15 protein-coding genes and 1 pseudogene are annotated in these 19,568 nt (G+C 69.5%); 10 read left to right on the top strand and 6 right to left on the bottom strand.

The genetic code is table 11. The features are described from left to right. The 4 genes from FLL47_RS29560 to FLL47_RS29545 all read left to right on the top strand — a co-directional run. Positions 1 to 559, top strand: a 559-nt coding sequence (locus FLL47_RS29560) for an extracellular solute-binding protein (protein ID WP_144124691.1), incomplete at its 5' end; no start/stop codon positions are given. Positions 560 to 681: 122 nt separating this feature from the next. Next, positions 682 to 1,581, top strand: coding sequence for a carbohydrate ABC transporter permease (locus tag FLL47_RS29555; protein WP_144124688.1), 900 nt, complete (start codon positions 682 to 684; stop codon positions 1,579 to 1,581). Beyond that, positions 1,581 to 2,477 carry a carbohydrate ABC transporter permease gene (locus tag FLL47_RS29550; protein WP_144124685.1) on the top strand — a complete coding sequence of 299 codons (897 nt, stop codon included), beginning with the start codon at positions 1,581 to 1,583 and terminating at the stop codon, positions 2,475 to 2,477. Before FLL47_RS29555 ends, FLL47_RS29550 begins: the two co-directional genes overlap by 1 nt. Then, the gene (locus tag FLL47_RS29545; protein WP_144124684.1) at positions 2,474 to 3,865 is read left to right on the top strand and encodes a GH1 family beta-glucosidase; all 1,392 of its coding nucleotides are present in this window, start codon (positions 2,474 to 2,476) and stop codon (positions 3,863 to 3,865) included. The genes FLL47_RS29550 and FLL47_RS29545 overlap by 4 nt, the downstream gene beginning before the upstream one ends. 118 nt (positions 3,866 to 3,983) lie before the next feature. Here FLL47_RS29545 and FLL47_RS29540 read toward each other — a convergent pair whose 3' ends face one another. Further along, entirely contained in the window at positions 3,984 to 4,646 is a 663-nt protein-coding gene (locus tag FLL47_RS29540) for a hypothetical protein (RefSeq protein WP_144124681.1), read from the bottom strand. Positions 4,647 to 4,796: 150 nt separating this feature from the next. Between FLL47_RS29540 and FLL47_RS29535 the strand changes: the two genes are divergently transcribed. The 3 genes from FLL47_RS29535 (at position 4,797) to FLL47_RS29525 (ending at position 7,857) form a co-directional block, all read left to right on the top strand. Beyond that, entirely contained in the window at positions 4,797 to 5,234 is a 438-nt protein-coding gene (locus FLL47_RS29535) for a potassium channel family protein (RefSeq protein ID WP_246158814.1), read from the top strand. 146 nt (positions 5,235 to 5,380) lie between these two features. Further along, on the top strand, positions 5,381 to 5,962 hold the full coding sequence (locus tag FLL47_RS29530) for a hypothetical protein (protein ID WP_144124675.1): 582 nt from the start codon (positions 5,381 to 5,383) through the stop codon (positions 5,960 to 5,962). Positions 5,963 to 6,471: 509 nt separating this feature from the next. Then, entirely contained in the window at positions 6,472 to 7,857 is a 1,386-nt protein-coding gene (locus FLL47_RS29525; protein WP_144124672.1) for a DUF1996 domain-containing protein, read from the top strand. A 403-nt stretch (positions 7,858 to 8,260) separates the two neighbouring features. Here the strand turns inward: FLL47_RS29525 and FLL47_RS44275 are convergent. Continuing rightward, positions 8,261 to 8,356 (bottom strand): annotated as a pseudogene (locus FLL47_RS44275) (daunorubicin/doxorubicin resistance ABC transporter ATP-binding protein DrrA); the annotation flags it as partial. Between the two features lie 143 nt (positions 8,357 to 8,499). On the opposite strand from FLL47_RS44275, the gene FLL47_RS29515 reads away from it, so the two are divergent. After that, complete coding sequence (locus tag FLL47_RS29515) at positions 8,500 to 8,709, top strand: hypothetical protein (RefSeq protein ID WP_144124669.1); 210 nt, start codon at positions 8,500 to 8,502, stop codon at positions 8,707 to 8,709. Positions 8,710 to 8,891: 182 nt separating this feature from the next. Here FLL47_RS29515 and FLL47_RS29510 read toward each other — a convergent pair whose 3' ends face one another. After that, positions 8,892 to 11,375, bottom strand: a complete 2,484-nt coding sequence (locus FLL47_RS29510) for a discoidin domain-containing protein (protein WP_144124666.1) — start codon at positions 11,373 to 11,375, stop codon at positions 8,892 to 8,894. 666 nt (positions 11,376 to 12,041) lie between these two features. Here FLL47_RS29510 and FLL47_RS29505 point away from each other — a divergent pair. Continuing rightward, positions 12,042 to 16,304 (top strand): galactose-binding domain-containing protein, encoded by a 4,263-nt coding sequence (locus FLL47_RS29505; protein ID WP_144124781.1) that lies wholly within the window; start codon positions 12,042 to 12,044, stop codon positions 16,302 to 16,304. Positions 16,305 to 16,419: 115 nt separating this feature from the next. Here FLL47_RS29505 and FLL47_RS29500 read toward each other — a convergent pair whose 3' ends face one another. Continuing rightward, positions 16,420 to 17,490 carry an alpha/beta fold hydrolase gene (locus FLL47_RS29500; protein ID WP_144124663.1) on the bottom strand — a complete coding sequence of 357 codons (1,071 nt, stop codon included), beginning with the start codon at positions 17,488 to 17,490 and terminating at the stop codon, positions 16,420 to 16,422. A 177-nt stretch (positions 17,491 to 17,667) separates the two neighbouring features. Here FLL47_RS29500 and FLL47_RS29495 point away from each other — a divergent pair, with 177 nt between their 5' ends. Beyond that, positions 17,668 to 18,636, top strand: coding sequence for an aldo/keto reductase (locus FLL47_RS29495; RefSeq protein ID WP_144124660.1), 969 nt, complete (start codon positions 17,668 to 17,670; stop codon positions 18,634 to 18,636). Between the two features lie 209 nt (positions 18,637 to 18,845). Here FLL47_RS29495 and FLL47_RS29490 read toward each other — a convergent pair whose 3' ends face one another. Continuing rightward, positions 18,846 to 19,106 (bottom strand): HPr family phosphocarrier protein, encoded by a 261-nt coding sequence (locus FLL47_RS29490; RefSeq protein ID WP_144124657.1) that lies wholly within the window; start codon positions 19,104 to 19,106, stop codon positions 18,846 to 18,848. Next, the gene (gene dhaM / locus FLL47_RS29485; protein ID WP_144124654.1) at positions 19,090 to 19,482 is read right to left on the bottom strand and encodes a dihydroxyacetone kinase phosphoryl donor subunit DhaM; all 393 of its coding nucleotides are present in this window, start codon (positions 19,480 to 19,482) and stop codon (positions 19,090 to 19,092) included. Before dhaM ends, FLL47_RS29490 begins: the two co-directional genes overlap by 17 nt. Positions 19,483 to 19,568 lie beyond the last annotated feature (86 nt).

Below are 19,568 nucleotides of genomic sequence, written 5' to 3'. Positions count from 1 at the left end.
GATCGATGCGATCAACAAGGGCCTGTCGGCGAAGATCGCGCCGTGGTCGGCTGACTGGAACGCCGGTATGGCCAAGGGCAGCTTCGTGACCCTGGCGTGCCCGTCGTGGATGATGGCCTACATCCAGTCGCAGGCGAAGGATTCTTCGGGTAAGTGGGATATTGCTGCGGTTCCTGGTGGTGGCGGTAACTGGGGTGGTTCGTTCCTGACGCTGCCCAAGCAGGGCAAGAACGTGGCCGAGGCGGCGAAGCTGGCCAAGTGGCTGGTGGCTCCGGAGCAGCAGGCGAAGGTGTTCCGTGCGCTGGGCAACTTCCCGTCGACCGTGTCCCTGTACGAGGAGGCGGTCATCAAGGACTTCAAGAACCCGTTCTTCAACAACGCGCCGGTGGGTCAGATCTTCTCGAACTCGGTGAAGACGATGGTGCCGCAGTACATGGGTCCGAAGTCCGGTGACATCAACACGGCGATTCAGAATGGTCTGACCCGTGTGGAGCAGGGCAAGCAGAAGCCTGACGAGGCCTGGACGCAGTCCCTCAAGGACGTCAACGCCCTCCTGTGACCTGACACCCCGGCCGGTTCCCCGCCGTCAACAGCCGCTTCAGGGCGCGGTTGGCGGGGAACCGGCCCCTTTCACCGCCTTCACACGCACCCGCGCAAGCCGACTCGAACAGTGATGTGCCGATGATGAAGAACCTCCTCTATCGCTTGGACGTCAAGGGTTCGCCGTACCTGTACATCGTGCCCTTCTTTTTCCTTTTCGCCGCGTTCGGGATTTTCCCGTTGGCGTACACCGCGTGGGTCTCCATGCACGAGTGGAGCCTGCTGGCCGAGACGCATACGTTCATCGGTCTGCAGAACTACAAGGATCTGTTCGCTGACGAGTATTTCTGGAACGCGTTGCGTAACACGGCCCAGATCTGGGTGCTGTCGACGGTTCCGCAGCTGCTGATGGCCTTGGTGTTGGCGCATGTGTTGAATCAGCGGTTGCGGGCGCCGACGTTCTGGCGGATGACGGCGGTGCTGCCCAACATCACGTCGGTGGCCGCGGTGGCGATCATCTTCGGGCAGATCTTCGGCAAGGACTACGGCCTGGTCAACTGGATCCTGGAGACGTTGGGTCTGGGCCGGATCGACTGGCAGGCCGGGACGGCGTCGTCGCAGATCGCGATCTCCGTGATGATCATCTGGCGGTGGACGGGTTACAACGCGCTGATCTACCTGGCCGCGATGCAGGCCGTGAGCAAGGACCTCTACGACGCCGCGTCCCTCGACGGCGCGTCGAGTTTCCAGCAGCTGACGCGGATCACGGTTCCGGCGATCCGTCCGACGATCATCTTCACGGTGATCATCTCGACGATCGGTGGTATGCAGGTCCTGGCCGAGCCGCTGCTGTTCGGCGGTGCGAGCGTCACGGGTGGCAGTGACCGGCAGTTCCAGACGCTGTCGCTGTACCTGTACGAGGTGGCGTTCTCGCGGTTCGACTTCGGTTACGCCTCGACCGCGGCGTGGGCGATGTTCGGCATCATCGTGATCGTCGCGGCGATCAACTACTTCCTGACCAGCCGCCTGCGGAGGTCCTGATGACCGACACGTTGACCCGTCCGAAGCGCGCCGCCGGGGCCAACGCGCCCGCGCCGTCGCGACGCTACAAGGGCTTCGTGGAGCGCCGTCCCGGCAAGCTCACCTACCTCGCCCTGACCGGACTGGCGCTGTTCTCGGCGTTCCCGCTGTACTGGTCGTTCGTCGTGGGCTCGCACGACAACGGCATCCTCGGCGAGGTTCCGCCGCCGCTGGGGCTGGGCCCGAACCTGTTCGAGAACCTCGAGCGGGCCTTCGGCACGATCGACTTCGCCAAGGCGCTGGCCAACTCGTTCATGGTGGCGGGCGCGATCACGATCAGCGTGGTGCTGTTCTCCACGCTGGCCGGGTTCGCGTTCGCGAAACTGGCCTTCAAGGGCCGCAACGCGCTGCTGGTCATGGTCATCGCGACCATGATGGTGCCGACTCAGCTGGGCATCATCCCGCTGTACATGCTCATGGCCAAGATCGAGTGGACCGGCACCATGTATGCGGTCATCGCGCCCGGCCTGGTCACCGCGTTCGGCGTGTTCTTCATGACGCAGTACCTGGGTGAGGCGGTGCCGACAGAGCTGATCGAGGCGGCCCGCGCCGACGGCTGCACCACGCTGCGCATCTTCTGGCACGTGGTGCTCCCGGTGTCGAAGCCGGCCGCGGCGGTGCTCGGCATGCTCACCTTCATGACGGCCTGGAACGACTTCTTCTGGCCGCTGGTCGTGCTCACGCCGGAGGACCCGACCGTGCAGGTCGCGCTGTCCGCACTGGCCAGCGGTTACATCACGGACTACTCGCTGTCGCTCACCGGAACGATCATCGCGACGGTCCCGTTGCTCATCGTCTTCGTGGCGCTGGGCAAGCACATCATCGGAGGCATCATGCAAGGGGCGATCAAGGGATGACCAGCGTTCTGCCACAGGAGATCGCCGCGCCGGCGCGGCTGTCCTTCCCCCAGGGATTCCGCTGGGGCGCGGCGACCGCGTCGTACCAGATCGAGGGGGCGGCGACCGAGGGCGGGCGTACGCCGTCGATCTGGGACACCATGTCCCGCGAGCCGGGGCGGGTGTATCGCAACCACAGCGGTGACGTGGCCTGCGACCACTACCACCGCTACCGCGACGACGTACGGCTCATGTCCGAGCTGGGCCTGGGCACCTACCGGTTCTCGGTGGCCTGGCCGCGCATCAAGCCCGACGGCTCCGGCCCGGTCAACCCGCGCGGCCTCGACTTCTACGACCGCCTCGTCGACGAGCTGCTGGCCAACGGCATCGCGCCGATGGTCACCCTCTACCACTGGGACCTGCCGCAGGTGCTCGAGGACCGGGGCGGCTGGACCAACCGTGACACCGCGTACTACCTGGCCGACCTGGCCGCGGCGACGATCGCGCGGCTCGGCGACCGGGTGGCGACCTGGACCACGCTGAACGAGCCGTGGTGCTCGGCCTTCCTCGGCTATGCCAGCGGCGACCACGCCCCGGGCCGGCGCGAGCCGCAGGCCGCCTACCTGGCCGCGCACCACCTGCTGTTGGGCCACGGCCTGGCCGCGCAGGCGCTGCGGGCCGGCGGGGCGCGGGAGCTGTCCATCACGCACGTGCTGACCCGGGTCAACCCGCAGAACCCGCACGACGCGCACGACCGCGACGCGGCCCGGCTCGTCGACGGCCTGCAGAACCGGATCTGGCTGGACCCGGTGCTGCGCGGGCACTACCCGGCCGACGTCCTGCCGCTGTTCGAGCGGTTCGGCGCCGCGGACGCGATCCGCGACGGCGACCTGGAGGCCATCTCCACGCCGATCGACCTGCTCGGCGTGAACTACTACCAGCCGGCGCTGGTGCGGGCCAAGGTCGGCGCGGTCGGCCAGGCGTCGTACCCGGGCAGCGAGGGCGTCGACTTCCCGCCGCAGGGCCTGCCGGTCACCGGCATGGACTGGCCGATCGATGCGACCGGCCTGTCGGACACGCTGGTCCGGCTGTCCCGGGACTACCCGGGCACCCCGCTGATGATCACGGAGAACGGCTCGGCGTACCACGACATCCTGGAGGGCGACCGGGTCGCCGACCCGGACCGGATCGCCTACTTCGACAGCCACCTGCGGGCCGTACACAAGGCGATCGAGCGGGGCGCCGACGTGCGCGGCTACCTGGCCTGGTCGCTGATGGACAACTTCGAGTGGGCGTACGGCTACGACAAGCGCTTCGGCCTGGTCTACGTCGACTACGACACCCAGCGCCGGGTGCCCAAGGACAGCGCCCGCTGGTACACGCAGGTCATCCGGGACAACGGCCTGTGAGAAGCCCGGTCTGAGCGCTGCCGTCCGTCGCGCTCAGGCAGTGTGACGGTTGGGGGCGACCGTCACACATGAACGCCCCGGCCCGCGAGCTCGCGGGCCGGGGCGCCGTGCGTACCGATCAGTGCTGCGGGGCGTTCCACATCGCGGCGAAGCCAGCCGCCTCGCCGGTCAGCCAGCGGTCCACGTCCGCCCCCTTGCCGGCCTCGCCCCGGTAGGCGATGCCGCGGCGCACGTCGACCAGCACCGGCTCGGCGTGCGGCAGGATCTGGTCCATGTTCGCCCGCAGCAGGTGCAGCGTCGCCATGATCAGGTCAGCGGTCGGCGGCTCCTCGTCGAAGTGCAGCCGCACCGCCTCGTTGCGGCCGTCGGAGTAGCGCAGCCCGAAATGGGCGCTGATGCGCACCGGCAGGTCGCCGATCATCGCCAGCGCGTCGTTGGTCTGCGTGAGCCGGCAGCCCTGCCCCTCGATGGACGTCAGGTAGCTGGCCGCGCCCGCGGTCAGCGACGCGTAGAGCCGCTGCCAGCGGGGGTCGACGACGTCGTTGACCTCCACCAGGTGCGTGCCGGGCGTGTGCTGGTCGATGTCGGTCTTGAGGGCCTTGATCAGCCGGCTGTGCGGGTTGAACCCGCGCCCGGTCTCGCGCTGCTTGCGCAGCTTGCCGACGAACGCCGCCTTGGCGGGGCCGGAGCGGTCCACGTAGCGGGTGAACGCCAGCAGGGTGGCGTAGGGCAGCAGGGGCTTGGCGGGGGTGTCGGCGACGGTCGCTTGAGGGGTGGGCATGTCGGCTCCGTTCGCAGCTCAGCGATTGTTTTTCGTACACACATTCTAATCGACGGGACCGACATTTCCGCGCCCTCGCGGCCAGCCGATCGGATGCTGGGAGCGCCGTCCGGACGGCCACTGACGCGGGGTTGCGCGCGGTTGCACAATGTGGCGGTGAACCTGCTCAAACGCTTTACCAACTCGCCCAAGGCGCTGGTTTTCACCTACCTGCTGCTGATCTTGGTGTCCGGCATCCTTTACTGGCTGTTCGAGGACGGTAAGTCGCCGGGCGACGCAGTCTGGTGGGCGGTGGTCACCGCCTCGACTGTCGGCTACGGCGACAGCTACCCGCTCACCTGGCAGGGCCGGATCTTGGCCGGGTTCCTGATCTCGGTCATGGTGCTGTTCGTGATCCCGCTGATCACGGCACACTTCGCCAGCAAGCTCATCGTCGACAACGACGCGTTCCAGCACGAGGAGCAGGAAGAGATCAAGAACCAGCTCCGGCAGATTCGCGCGATCGTGGAACGACTGGCCCCCGCCGACGCCGCGCCGGCTGGTGCGGCGCTGGACGCGGTCGAGGCGCGGGTCGACCGCGACCGCTGATGACGGCATGCCGGCCGACGGCGACCGCTGGTCACGACTTGCCGTGCCGACGGCGATCGTTGACGGCCGCATGCCGGGCTGACGCCGATGGGGCTCATCGCCGGTGATCGCGGCCGGGCGGCACGGCCGCCGGTAGCATCGCGCCGGTGTGGGGGATCGCCGGGTACCGGCCGGAGCCGGTGACGACAGTGGCCGGTCTGCGCGGCGCGCACGGTGACCACCTGCGATCGCTGGTCGGACGCCGGCTGACCCGGATGCGCGGGCTCTGCTACGTGGGCGAGGGCGACCGGTGCGCGACGCTGCCGGTGGTGCTGGAGTTCGCGGGCGAGCGGCTGGAGGTCGCCGCCGCAGGCTTCGACCGGCTCTTCGTGAGCCGTGAGGAGCTGGCCGGGGACCCACTTCCGGACACCGACGACCAGGACGACCCGGAGCGCGAGGTCGCCTGGGCCGACGTCGCGCGTGCCGAACTGGACGTGCTGCTCGGCGCGACCGTGGCGGCGGTGCGGGTGCTGGAGCACGACTTCCGGCTCGCCATGGTTGACGGCGGGCTGATCGAGGCATGGCTGCTCGGCGGGCTGGAGCTGGTTTTCGTGTCCGGGCGTGCGTTGCAGCTCGTGAATGTCCTCGACGCGCTGGAGCTCACCGTCGAGGCGCCCGGCACGGGGCCGTGGCGGCGGACGGCGCTCGACCTGCCCGGTCAGGACCAGCGGGCGCCCGACAGGTCCTGACCGGAAGCAGCGATCTTCGCGACGGGGAGGGCCCGCATCGCATGGCGGGCGCTCTCCGGTCACCGGCCCGGCCTGCGAGAGCCTTCGCGGTGCTTGACGCCGGTGCCGCCGCCTCGGATCCAGGGGCGGCACCGGCGATGGAGAGCGCTCTCCACAGCGCAGATGTTACGCGGATGTTGCCGCTCGTCAATACCTGGTTGGAATCCGTCCGAATTAAAGAGTTACCGGATGTTTTTGAGCCGGTTCTGTTGGCGCGCGCCGTGATCCGGCAGCCTCGCCCGACGGGTCGGCAGCCCTCGTGCTGGCGCGATGAACCCGGCAGAATGCGCAAAATGGACGGGACATTGACGGAAGTGCACCCGCGGCGTGACACTGTTGGAGAGCGCTCTCCATCGTACTGCGGTGTGGAGCGGCCATGCCCGTCATCGGCCCCGCGGTACGGACCCGTCCGTCCCGGCTCGCCGCACCGGTCCCCGGTGTGAACGAGCCCCCATCCTCCGGGAGATTCGATGACATCCATCGGCCAGAGCCGGCCGAGGCGCTCCAGGGTCGCGGGATTCGCCGCCGCCGCCCTGCTGGCGTCACTGGTCACCGTGGTGCCCATGCAGTCCGCCCAGGCGGCCGTCACCCTGCTCTCGCAAGGCAGGCCGGCTACCGCCTCGTCCACCGAGAACGGCGGCACCCCCGCCACCGCGGCGGTCGACGGCAACCCCGCCACCCGCTGGTCCAGCCAGTTCAGCGACCCGCAGTGGCTGCGCGTCGACCTCGGTTCCACCGCGGCGATCACCCAGGTGGTGCTGCAGTGGGAGGGCGCGTACGCGACCGCGTACCAGATCCAGGTCTCCAACGACGGCAACAACTGGACCTCGATCTACAGCACCACCACGAGCACCGGTGGCACCCAGACGCTCAACGTCACGGGCAACGGCCGCTACGTGCGTATGTACGGCACGGTCCGCAACGGCGGCTACGGCTACTCGCTGTGGGAGTTCAAGGTGTACGGCGACAACGGCACCGCGCCGCCCGCCACCGGCTACGTGCTGGCCAACCCGCAGGTCACCGGCGTGACGCCGTCGACCTACAACCCGCCGCATGCCTACTTCCACGAGTTCCAGGCCAACTGCGCGTTCAGCCACGACCGGCCCGACGACCCGATCGTCTACCCGGGCCTGCCCGGCGCGTCGCACATGCACACGTTCATGGGCAACCGCACCACCAACGCCGCCAGCACGCTGTCGTCGCTGAACGCCGGCGGTACGACGTGCCTGGCGCCCGGTGACAAGTCCGGGTACTGGATGCCGACCATGTACAACGGCAGCCAGGTGATCACGCCGGTCGGGCCTCAGGTCATCTACTACAAGACGGGTGTCAACGACTACACCAGCGTCCGGCCGTTCCCGCCGGGCCTGCGCTTCGTCGTGGGCAGCCCGAACGCCACAGCCGACCAGTTCATGTTCGGTTCGGTCGAGGGCTGGGAGTGCGGCGAGAGCTACCACAACGCCGACTTCCCGGCCTACTGCCCGGTGGGCACCCAGGTCAACGTCCGCTACCAGGCCCCGAGCTGCTGGAACGGCCTCTACCTGGACACCCCCGACCACAAGAGCCACATGGCGTACCCGGTGAACCTGGTCTGTCCGACCAGCCACCCGGTGGCGCTGCCGATGATCGAGTTCAAGATGGCGTTCCCGGTCAGCGGGGACATGTCCCAGGTGCGGCTGTCGAGCGGGCGGGGCTACTCGTTCCACTACGACTTCTTCAACGCCTGGGACCCGGCCACGCAGGCCGCCCTGGTCAACCACTGCGTCCGCGGTGGCCTCCAGTGCAACGCCCGCGGCTACGACGAGACCCAGCCGGGTCGCGGCGCCGCCCTGAACGCCAACTACCAGCTCCCGTAACCGCACCCCGGCCGGCCCCGGCATGGCGGGGCCGGCCGCCGCGTGTCCGCCTCTGCGGTTTCGGGGAAACTGCACCGTCACCTGCGTCGATTGCTGCACTTTCCCCGAAACTGCCGGATGGGCGGATGGGCGGATGGGTGGGCGGGGCTGCTCGGCGGGACCGGGCTGCACTCCGGAACCGGCCAGGTCGGCGGGTCCGCGGACGCCCGGGACAGTGGGTGACGTGCGTGTGGGGATTCTGGGTCCGGTGGAGGTGCGCGCCGGAGTGCCGGTCGAGGTGGCCGGGGCCCGGCTGCGCACGCCGCTGATCCGGCTGGCCGTCGACGCGGGCCGGACAGTGCCGGTGTGCGCGCTCGCCGGCGCGCTGTGGGGCGGCGCGCTGCCTGCCGTCCCGCCGACGCGGTACAGACCCTGGTCTCGCGGCGAGATCCACGCCGTCCAGCGCGATGGTCTTGCCGTACCGCTTGACCAGGCCCTCGGCCTGGAGAGCGTAGGTCATGATCGTTACCTCCCCTGGTCCAACGGGACCAGGTGCGCGGGGCCGCCGGCACGGCGCGCACAGTGCGCTGGCACGCGCGCACACGTTGGGCACACGCCGTCGCGGTGCTACCGTCGACAACCCCCGAACCCCGAGGTCAGCCCATGTTTCACCGTTGCGGCAAGCACGTCCTCCTGTCCGCCCCCGCCTCTGCGCATTCCGGCTGGGTCGCCTGCCCGGTCCACCGGATGGGCGGCACGCAGCTCGATCAGACATTCGGCCGCATCGTCGGCCTGGAGTTCCACGGCGAAGAGATGCTCGCCTTCGGCTGGATCATCCGCCACGCCATGCTCGACGACACCCTGGACACCTGACCTCACCCGCCCGCCCGTGCCTCGCGCCTTGCGCGGGCCGTGTCACGCACCTCGCGCGCTGCAGTTTCGGGGAAAGTGCAGCAATCGGCGCGGCCGAAGCTGCACTTTCCCCGAAACTGCAATGGCGCGAGGGCCCGTCCCGGGCGCCGCACGTGGGAGCGGCACCGGGGACGAGGGCTCGGTCAGGAGGTGTAGGCCTCGAGCTCGGAGAGCTGGCCTGCGGGCCAGCCGGTGTTGCCGGTGAAGACCACGCGGAGGTACCGGGTGGGGGTCACCGTGAAGGTGATGGTGACGGTGTTGCCCGTGCCCGGGTTGAAGGTGTACGTCGCCGAAGGCACCAGGGTCCGCCAGGTCATTCCGTCGTCGCTGCCGAGCACGGACAGCGTCTGATTGCGGGTGGCCCACGCCGCCGGGGCGGGCAGTTTCAGCACCAACCGCGACACCGCGAGGCTCGACCCGAGATCGACCTGCGCCCACTGCGGCCAGGCGTTGTTCGGGCTCTCCCAGTAGGTGTCGCGGTTGCCGTCGGTGATGTTGCCGGAGCCGTACGACTGGACGTGCCCGCTCTCCGTCGTCGGCTTGCCCGCCGCGAGGTTGACGTTGCCGGCGGGATCGGTGGTGACGGTGACCGCGTTCGACGGCCCGGAGACCAGCCCCGCGGCGTCCTGCGCGGCGACGGTGAACGTGTGCGTCGAGCCCGGGGCCAGCCCCGAGGCGGTGAACGCGGTCCCGCTCGCGGTGCCGAACTGCGTGCCGTTGCGCAGCACCCGGTAGCCGGTGACGCCGACGTTGTCGGTCGACGCGGTCCACGACAGCGATACCGCGGTCTGCGTCTTGCCGGTGACGGTGAGGTTGCCCGGCACGCTCGGCGGCTGGGTGTCGACGGTGCCGCCCCCGTACACCTCGAATTCGGAGATCTGGCCAGCGGGCCAGCCGGTGTTCGTGGTGATGGTCAGCCGCACATGGCGCACCGCGGCCGAGGTAAGTGCCACGTTGACGGTGTTGGCGGCGGCCGGGTCGAACAGGCGGTCGGCGGCGGCCGACAGCGGCTGCCAGTTCACGCCGTCGGTGGAGCCGTGCACGGCGATGCGCTGGGTGCGCGCGCCCCAGCTCGGCGGGAGCTTCAGTGCGATCCGGGTGACCGGGAGCGCGCCGCCCAGGTCCACGCTGAGGGTCTGCGGGAAGATGTTGTTGGCGCTCTCCCAGTACGAGCCCGCGTTGCCGTCGACCGCGTTGCCGGGCGGGAAGCCGCCGTTGGTGCTGGACGCGACGACCGGGCGGTTCAGAGCCACGTTGACGGTGGGCGCCGGGGGGTCGGTGGTGACGGTGACGGTGTTGCTCGGGCCGGAGATCGCCCCGGCGGCGTCGCGGGCGCGTACGTAGTAGGAGTAGGTCGTGGCCGGGGTGAGGCCGTTGAGGGTGACCGACGTGCCGCCGGGAGACGCGACGACGTTGTCGACCGCGCCCAGCTCCTGGTAGACGGTGTAGCCGACGACGCCGACGTTGTCGGTCGACGCCGACCAGGACAGCGAGACGCTGGTGGCGGTCTTGCCGGTGACCGTGAGGTTGCCCGGCACGGTCGGCGGCACGACGTCGCCGGGGCCGGACCGGTTGGCGAACTCGGTGGCCCAGTACCGGGTCCGGGTCAGGTACGCGGTCTCGGCGGCGGCGCCGGTCAGGCCGTACGCCCCGTCGAAGGTCTGGTAGCCGAAGCCGGCGGGCGGAGTGGCGTGCGCGGGTTCGATGGAGGAGCCCTCGTGCCACTCGTTGAACGAGGTGATCGACACCCAGTCCGGCAGGCCGCCGGTGGCCGGGTTCAGCGCGTTGTTCCACTGCAGGTCGTAGGTCGCCCCGTTGGCGCGGCCCACGGTCGGCGTGGTGTTGCCGGGCACGGCCCGGTCGTCGAGGTAGCCCGGGGCGACCGACGGGGCCCAGATCAGGCCGTTGGCCTTGCAGAAGGCGCTCGCATTGGCCCAGCCGGGCGCGGTCGAGCCGGCGATGCCGTCGTAGGTGTACATGCCGCCGAAGTGGGCGACCTTCGAGGTGTCCGTGGTCTGCGCCAGGACGATGTTGCTGCTCTTGAGCGGCGCGATCGGCGACCAGTCGGCGATGAGCAGGCTCTCGAAGACGTAGAACGCGGGGCGGTTGCCGTGCGCGGCGTCGCGGTAGTAGGCGGGGCTGGCGCCGTACCGGGTGTTGAGGTAGTTGATGTCGGCGACCGTGGAGGCGGCGGTGCGGCCGGCGTAGGGCTCCAGGTGCCAGGCGACCTTCAGGCCCTGGGCCGCGGCGGCGGCCAGCACGCCCGCGGCCAGGTTGTCCTCGTAGGAGCCCTGGCCCCACCAGCTGTAGACGAGCACGCCCGCGCCGGACTGGCGGATCCACTGCATGTGCTGCGCGACCGCGCCCGCGTAGTCGCCGGAGTCGTACGCGCCGAGCTTCGGGTAGAGGTTCGCGCCGACGTCGGCGGGTGGGGTGTGGCCGCCCTGCTGCCAGTGGCGGTACTGGCCGTGGACGGCCGGGTTGCCGTACCAGGAGTAGTAGAAGACGTGCACGTTCGGCGACGGGGGCGGGTCGGCGGCACGCGCGCCCTGGGGCGCCGCCGTGAGCCCGGCGGCCACCACCAGCGCGGCGAGCGCCGCCCGCAGCGGTCGTGTCCAGACGGACATGACGGGTCCTTTCCGTTGCTATGTCGGGTCGGTCGTGTTGCCCGGTAGCGCCTGCGGCGCGCCCGGTCGAGCGGTGCAGGCAAAACCTTAGAAACGTCATCGCAAAAACTCTAGAGTTGCATGCAAGTTTGCAATGCCATTCGAAACATCGCGGACCGTGACGACGCAACGGTTGCCACCGCGCACGGCCCGTGGCACGGGTCACCGACCGCCGTGAACCGTGCCTGCTCACCCTCGTGGGGCCGGGCTCACCTAGCGTCCAAAGCGGAGACTGCCGAGATCAACGGTCATGGCTGGACGTCACCAGCAGTGATCGTCGCTGATCGGACGGGGCCCCAGGGCGCACGCACGGGAAATGATCACCGTCCGTCCTCACTCGACTGTTGCTACGTTTTTTGCATTGCACTGTGGACTTCTAACTACCAAGGCTCTAACGTTTTGCTACCACAGTCAGAAACACCGATGACTTGAGCTCGTAACAGTGCTTCAGGTGGCAGGTGGCTCCTCGGCCGTGGCGGCGTGTGCGCGCGAGCTGGCACGTCGCCGCAATCCGCTCCGGCCGGGTCGCCTTCCGCACCACGGGGTGGCCGTCGTCCGCGACGGCGACCGCGGATTCGCGGCGGGATGAAACGCAGGAGAGGTAATGCAGGGAGGAGTGCAGTGAAAATCAGAAACGTCCGGATCAGACTGCTCGCGGCGGCCGTCGCTGTCAGCCTGGCCGTCGTGGCGGGGCCGGCGTCACCGGCCTCGGCCGCCGGAGGGCCCAACCTGGCCGCCGGCAAGGCGACCACGGCGAGCAGCGTCAACGGACCCTACGTGACCGGCAATCTCGTCGACTCCAACGCGGGGTCGTACTGGGAGAGCTCCGGCGCCTTCGCCCAGTGGGCGCAGGTCGACCTCGGCAGCACCGTCAGCATCGACCAGGTCGTGCTGAAACTGCCCGCGGGCTGGGGCGAGCGCACCCAGACGCTGTCCGTGCAGGGCAGCACCAACGGCACCTCGTTCAGCACGATCGTGGCCTCGGCCGGATACAACTTCCAGCCGGGCTCCGGCAACGTGGTGACCATCAACTTCACCGCGGCCAGCACCCGGTACGTGCGGATCAACATCACCGCCAACACCGGCTGGGCGGCCGCGCAGCTGTCCGAGCTGGAGGTGTACGGCGCGGGCGGCGGCTCGTCCGGCAACCTCGCCAGCGGCAAGGCCATCGCCGAGAGCGGCCACGCCGACGTGTACGGCGCGGGCAACGCCAACGACGGCAACCAGGGCACCTACTGGGAGAGCGTGAACAACGCCTGGCCGCAGTGGCTGCGCGTCGACCTCGGCTCGACCGTGAGCGTGAACCGGGTCGTGCTGAAGATCCCGACCGGCTGGGGCGCGCGTACGCAGACCCTGTCCGTGCAGGGCAGCACCAACGGCACCACGTTCTCCGACATCGTGGCCTCGACCGGGTACAACTTCACCGGCTCGAACACCGTGACGATCAACTTCGCCACCGCGTCCACCCGGTACGTGCGGATCAACATCACCGCCAACACCGCGTGGCCGGCGGGCCAGATCTCCGAGTTCGAGATCTACGGCCCGACCACCGGTGACACCCAGGCGCCGACCACGCCGGGCAGCCTGGCCTACACGCAGCCCGCGTCCGGCCAGATCCGCCTGACCTGGAACGCGTCCACCGACAACGTAGGCGTCACCGCATACGACGTCTATGCCAACGGCAGCCTGCTGACCAGCGTCGGCGGCTCGACGCTGACCTACACCGACAGCCGTCCGGACAGCCAGACGGTCAGCTATTACGTGCGGGCCCGCGACGCGGCCGGCAACCAGTCGGGCAACAGCAACACCGTCACCCGCACCGGCCAGTCCGGCGACACCCAGGCGCCCACCGCGCCCGGCAGCCTCGCCTACACCCTGCCCGCCTCCGGCCAGATCCGTCTGACCTGGACCGCGTCGACCGACAACGTCGGCGTCACCGGCTACGACATCTACGCCAACAGCGCGCTGCGGGGCAGCGTCAGCGGCAGCACCCTGGTCTACACCGACAGCCAGCCGGACACGGCGACGGTCAGCTACTACGTGCGGGCCAAGGACGCGGCGGGCAACATCTCGCCGATGAGCAACATCGTCACCCGCAACGGCTCCGGTGGCGGCGGCACCAACCAGGCGCTCAACAAGCCGATCACCTCGAACGGCCACACGCACATCTTCGCACCGGAGAACGCCAACGACGGCGACCTCACCACGTACTGGGAGGGCAGCACGTCGCCCAACCAGCTCACCGTGGCGATGGGTTCCAACGTCGGCGTGACCTCGGTCGTGGTCAAGCTGAACCCGGACGGCGCGTGGGGCGCGCGTACCCAGACCATCCAGGTCCTGGGCCGCGAGCAGAGCTCGTCGTCGTTCGTCAACGTGGTCTCGGCGCAGGCGTACAGCTTCAACCCGGCCACCGGCAACACGGTGACCATCATCGCCTCGGGCAGCTACGCCGACATCCGGCTGCAGTTCACCGGCAACTCCGGCGCGCCCGGCGGCCAGGTGGCCGAGCTCCAGGTCATCGGCACCCCGGCGCCGAACCCGGACCTCACCGTCACCTCGGTCACCTGGTCCCCGGCCGCCCCGGTGGAGACCAGCGCGATCACGCTGAGCGCGGTGGTCCGCAACGCGGGCACCAACACCGCGGGCGCGACCAACGTCAACTTCTACCTGGGCACCACCCTGGTGGGCACCGCCGCGGTCGGCTCGCTGGCCGCCGGGGCGCAGACGACGGTCAACGCCAACATCGGCACCCGCAACGCCGGCTCCTACGCGGTCACCGCGAAGGTCGACGAGGCCAACAGCGTCGTCGAGCAGAGTGAGACCAACAACAGCCTCACCGCGTCGAGCAACCTCACGGTCAGTCCGGTGCAGAGCTCCGACCTGGTCGCGAACCTGAGCTGGACGCCGAGCAACCCGTCGGCCGGCAACAACGTCACCTTCTCGGTGGCGATCAGGAACCAGGGCACCATGGCCTCGGCCAGCGGCGCGCACGGCATCACCCTCACCGTGCTCAACGAGGGCGGCACCGTGGTCCGCACGCTGACCGGCTCGGTCTCCGGCGTGATCAACGCCGGTGCCGCCTCGGCGGCGGTCAACCTGGGCACCTGGACCGCGGCCAACGGCCGCTACACGGTCCGCGTGGTGCTGGCCAACGACGCCAACGAGCTGGCGGTCAAGCAGGCCAACAACACCAGCAACACGCCGCTGTTCGTCGGGCGTGGCGCGAACATGAACTACGACATGTATGAGGCCGAGGACGGCTCGACCGGTGGCGGCGCGTCCGTCGTCGGCCCGAACCGCACCATCGGCGACCTCGCCGGTGAGGCCAGCGGCCGCAGGGCCGTGACGCTGAACAGCAACGGCCAGTACGTGCAGTGGACCACCAAGTCCGCGTCCAACGCGCTGGTCACCCGGTTCTCCATCCCGGACAACTCCGGCGGCACGGGCACCACGTCGACGTTGAACATCTACGTCAACAACGTGTTCCACAAGGCGATCACGCTGACCTCGAAGTACTCGTGGCTCTACGGCGCGGAGGCGGGGCCGAGCAACTCGCCCGGCGCCGGCGCGCCGCGTCACCTGTACGACGAGGCCAACATCCTGCTGGACTCCACCATCCCGGCGGGTGCCACGATCAAACTGCAGAAGGACTCCGCCAACAGCGGCACCTTCGCGATCGACTTCATCAACCTGGAGCTGGTGAGCCAGCGCGCGAACCCGGACCCGGCCAGGTACAAGGTCCCGACCGGCACCTCGCACCAGGAGGTCCAGAGCGCGCTCGACGCGGTCCGGATGGACACCACCGGCGCCTTCATCGGCGTCTACCTGCCCGCCGGCAACTACGAGACGGCGCAGAAGTTCCAGATCTACGGCAAGCCGGTCAAGGTCGTCGGCGCGGGCATGTGGTACACCCGCTTCCACACCCCGACCGGCCAGGAGAACACCGACGCCGGCTTCCGGGTGGAGAGCAGCGCCAACGGCTCCTCCTTCGAGCACCTGGCGTTCTTCGGCAACTACACCATCCGCCAGGACGGCCCGGGCAAGGTCTGGGGCGAGCTGAGCCAGGTGAACAACCTGACGTTCGACAGCGTCTGGGTCGAGCACACGGTCTGCGGCTGGTGGGGCGTCAAGGTCAGCGGCTGGAACGTCAAGAACAGCCGGGTCCGCGACACCTTCGCCGACGGCATCAACCTGACCAACGACTCCACCAACAACCTCGTCAGCAACGTCGAGGGCCGCGGTAACGGCGACGACGCGTTCGCGCTGTTCTCCGCGACCGACTCCGGTGGTTCGGTCGGCAACAACGGCAACGTCTTCGAGAACATCTCGGCGACGCTGACCTGGCGTGCGGCTGGTCTGGCCGTGTACGGCGGGTTCAACAACGTGTTCCGCAACATGTACATCGCGGACATGCTGACGTACTCCGGCATCACGATCAGTTCGCTGGACTTCGGATACCCGTTCGTCGGGTTCGGCACCACACCCACACGGTTCGAGAACATCTCGCTCGTGCGGGCCGGTGGCCACTTCTGGGGCAACCAGACCTTCGGCGCCATCTGGGTCTTCGCGGCCTCGAAGGAGTTCCGCGGGATCCGGGTGACCGATGTGGACATCGTCGACCCGACGTACTCCGGCATCATGTTCCAGTCGAAGTACCCGGAGCAGCAGCCGGTGACCGACACCGTCTTCACCAACGTCACCATCAGTGGCGCGCAGAAGAGCGGTGACGCGTACGACGCCAAGTCCGGCTTCGGCATCTGGGTCAACGAGCTGCCCGAAACGGGTCAGGGTCCGGCGAGGGGTTCGGCCACCTTCAACAACCTGACCTTCAGCAACAACTTCCAGAACATCAAGAACACGACCACCACCTTCACGCTCAACATCAGCTGACGCGTGAATCTCCACCCGGCGGCCTCCCCGCCGGGTGGAAGGAAGGGCACCTTCACATCGCTATGCGTTGTAGAAGGTGCCCTTCTTAACATGTCATGCGGGCTGAGCTGCCGGGTCAGAGCTGTTCGGCGTCGGCGACAGCCTGGGCGAACGGCTGCGGGGCCTCCTGGGGCACGTTGTGGCCGATGCCGCGCAGGGTGCGGTGCTGGTAGGGACCGGTGAACCTGGCCCGGTACGCCGCGCCGTCGCCCGGCGGCGTGAACGGGTCCACCTCGCCGTCGATCGTGATCGTGGGCACCGCGATCGTCGGACCCTTCGCCAGTTGCGCCTCCAACTCGTCGTGGCGCGGGTCGCCCTCGGCCAGGCCCAGCCGCCAGCGGTAGTTGCCGATCACGATGGGGACGTAGTCGGGGTTGTCGAAGGACGCGGCGGTGCGGTCGAAGGTCGCATCGTCGAACTTCCACGTCGGGGAGTTGAACGCCCAGATCAGCTTCGCCAGGTCGTGCCGGTTCCGGTCGAGGCCCAAGCGACCCCGCTCGGTGGCGAAGTAGTACTGGTACCACCAGGCCCACTCGGCCTTCGGCGGCAGCGGCTGCTTGTTGGCCTCCCGATTGGTGATCAGGTAACCGGTCACCGAGACCAGCGCCTTGACCCGCTCCGGCCACAGCGCGGCCACGATGTCGGCGGTACGCGACCCCCAGTCGTACCCGGCCAGCAGCGCCTGCCGGATGCCCAGCGCGTCCATCAGCGCGACCAGGTCGAGCGCGAAGGCCGACTGCTCGGCGGTGCGGGGCGACGCCGCGTCCCGGAAACGGGTGGTGCCGTGGCCGCGCAGGTGCGGCACGATCGCCCGGAAGCCCTTGGCGGCCAGCAGCGGAGCGACGGCGACGTAACTGTGGATGTCGTACGGCCAGCCGTGCAGCAGGAACACCGGCCGCCCGTCGGCGGGGCCGGTCTCGACGTAGCCGACGTTCAGCTCGCCCGCGTCGATCTGGCGTACCGGGCCGAGATCGGGCTGGGCGCGCGCGGCCGCCTCCGTCGCGGGTCCGGTGCCCAGGCCGGGGACCGTGCCCGGGACGGGGTCCGTGGCCGCGGCGTCGACCCTGTCCGGGGGCACGGCGAGCCCGCCCAGGGCGGCCACCGCTCCGGTGCCGAGGATCTTGCCGAACGTACGCCGGTCGACCATCCGGAACCTCCCGTGAGGTGTGTCGACGGAGGCGAGCGCGCGCCGTGAACCACCGCGGCGTGGACGCGCGCGGACTCGTATGCCCAGCTCGGACGCTACCGGGGAGGCCGGCCGCGGGGGACGGGTTCTCCGGGAAGTCGCATCGACGCCCGCCGGTGCAGGCGGAATGATGTAGGCATGTCGCTGGAACGGCTCGACCTGAGCAGCCCTGTCGCCCGGCTCGGGTTCGGGCTGGCCGCGGTGGGGCGGCCGGGGTACATCAACCTGGGCCGGGACCGGGATCTGCCCGCGGGCCGGACGGTCGAGGCGCTGCGCGAGCGGACCTACGACCTGCTCGACACCGCGTACGCGGCCGGGATGCGGTACACCGACGCGGCGCGCTCGTACGGCCGCGCGGAGGAGTTCCTCGCCGGGTGGCTGGGCTCGCGCGACGTGCCCGACGTGGTGGTCGGCAGCAAGTGGGGCTACACGTACACCGCGGGCTGGCGGATCGACGCCGAGGTGCACGAGACCAAGGACCACGGGCTGGCCGTGTACGAACGCCAGCTGGCGCAGACACGCGAGCTGCTGGGGGACCGGCTGGACGCGTACCAGATCCATTCGCTGACCGTGCAGAGTCCGGCGCTCGGCGACACCGCGCTGCACCGCCGCCTGGCCGAGCTGGCCGCGACCGGCGTGACCGTCGGTTTCTCCAGCAGCGGGCCCCGGCAGGCCGACGCGATCGACGCGGCGCTGCGGATCGAGGTCGACGGGGTGCCGCTGTTCCGCAGCGTGCAGGCCACCTGGAACCTGCTCGAACCGTCGGCCGGCCGGGCACTGGCGGCCGCCCGTGCCGCCGGTTGCCACGTGATCGTCAAGGAGGCGATGGCCAACGGCCGGCTGGCACAGCGGTCGCCGGAGTCGACGGTGCTGGCCGAGGTGGCGGACGAGACCGGTGCGCCGCAGGATGCGGTGGCGCTGGCGGCGGTGCTGCACCAGCCGTGGTCGGGGATCGTGCTGTCCGGCGCGGCGACGACGGCGCAGCTGACGAGCAACCTGGCCGCCGTCGGCCTGCGCCTGACCGACGACCAGTTGTCCCGCCTCGAGGCGCTGGCCGAGTCCGCCGACGACTACTGGAAGCACCGCTCCACCCTGCCCTGGAGCTGAGCGCGGCGCACCTCGCACACCGCGTCATGCGTAGACGATGGCCGATGACGTCGATGGTGATCTATGTTTTTTCGACGTCATAGGCCATCGTCTACGTCGACCCGGCCCCGTGACGTCGCAGACTCCCCTCGACCGAGAACTGCGGCCGGCCGCCGTTAAGAAGGTGCCCTTCCTCTACGCATAGCGATGTGAAGGTGCCCTTCCTTTGCTCACTCGGTGGTGTGGAGGGCGGTGGCTACGGCTTCGACGGCTTGGGGGGCGTCGGGGCCGGTGGCGCGGACGGTGACGGTTTCGCCGGCGGTGGCGCCGAGGGCGAGGAGGGCCAGGACGCCGCGGGCGTTGGCGGTCTTGGCCCCGTAGACGATCTCCACGGTGCTGGTGAACTTGGCGGCGGTGACGACGACCTGGCCCGCGGGGCGGGCGTGCAGGTGGGCGGGGAGGACGACGGTGGTCTCAGAGCTTTCGGGCATGCCAGGCCTCCTCCGCGGCGGTGGCGACCGTGTCCAGGTCGGCGCCGGTGGCGGCGATGACGGCGGCGGCTACCGCGCCCTCCACGAAGGGGGCGTCGATCAGGCGGACCTTGGGGTCCGGGTGCTGCTCCAGCAGGGCCTTCGCGGTGAGCACCGAGCTGCCCAGGTCGGGTAGGACGACCACGCCCTCGCCGGAGCCGGCCTCGGCGATCGCGTCGCGGATCAGCTCGTACGAGGTGCCCAGGCCGCCGTCGTCGTCGCCGCCCGCGAGGGTCACCGCGACCGCGTCGCCGGCCACCTGGCGGAGCAGGTCACGCAGCCCGGCCGCCAGGTCGGCGCTGTGCGAGACGAGGACCAGGCCAACGGTGCCGCTCATGTGGGGATGGTAGCCCGCGCGGGGCGGTAAACCGGGCGCACTGCCGCCGGTCGGGGCAGGATGGACTTACGACGCCCACCGGCGGC

The organism is Catellatospora sichuanensis, assembly GCF_007483665.1.
GTDB classification, from domain to species: Bacteria; Actinomycetota; Actinomycetes; order Mycobacteriales; family Micromonosporaceae; genus Catellatospora; species Catellatospora sichuanensis.
This window is presented reverse-complemented; position numbering and strand designations above follow the sequence as displayed.

Coding starts and splice junctions, on each gene's coding strand:
- FLL47_RS29500 (WP_144124663.1), bottom strand. CDS start 17,490: ATGGTCGACCGGCGTACGTTCGGCAAGATCCTCGGCACCGGAGCGGTG.
- FLL47_RS29555 (WP_144124688.1), top strand. CDS start 682: ATGATGAAGAACCTCCTCTATCGCTTGGACGTCAAGGGTTCGCCGTAC.
- dhaM (WP_144124654.1), bottom strand. CDS start 19,482: ATGAGCGGCACCGTTGGCCTGGTCCTCGTCTCGCACAGCGCCGACCTG.
- FLL47_RS29550 (WP_144124685.1), top strand. CDS start 1,581: ATGACCGACACGTTGACCCGTCCGAAGCGCGCCGCCGGGGCCAACGCG.
- FLL47_RS29510 (WP_144124666.1), bottom strand. CDS start 11,375: ATGTCCGTCTGGACACGACCGCTGCGGGCGGCGCTCGCCGCGCTGGTG.
- FLL47_RS29545 (WP_144124684.1), top strand. CDS start 2,474: ATGACCAGCGTTCTGCCACAGGAGATCGCCGCGCCGGCGCGGCTGTCC.
- FLL47_RS29540 (WP_144124681.1), bottom strand. CDS start 4,646: ATGCCCACCCCTCAAGCGACCGTCGCCGACACCCCCGCCAAGCCCCTG.
- FLL47_RS29515 (WP_144124669.1), top strand. CDS start 8,500: ATGTTTCACCGTTGCGGCAAGCACGTCCTCCTGTCCGCCCCCGCCTCT.
- FLL47_RS29495 (WP_144124660.1), top strand. CDS start 17,668: ATGTCGCTGGAACGGCTCGACCTGAGCAGCCCTGTCGCCCGGCTCGGG.
- FLL47_RS29525 (WP_144124672.1), top strand. CDS start 6,472: ATGACATCCATCGGCCAGAGCCGGCCGAGGCGCTCCAGGGTCGCGGGA.
- FLL47_RS29490 (WP_144124657.1), bottom strand. CDS start 19,106: ATGCCCGAAAGCTCTGAGACCACCGTCGTCCTCCCCGCCCACCTGCAC.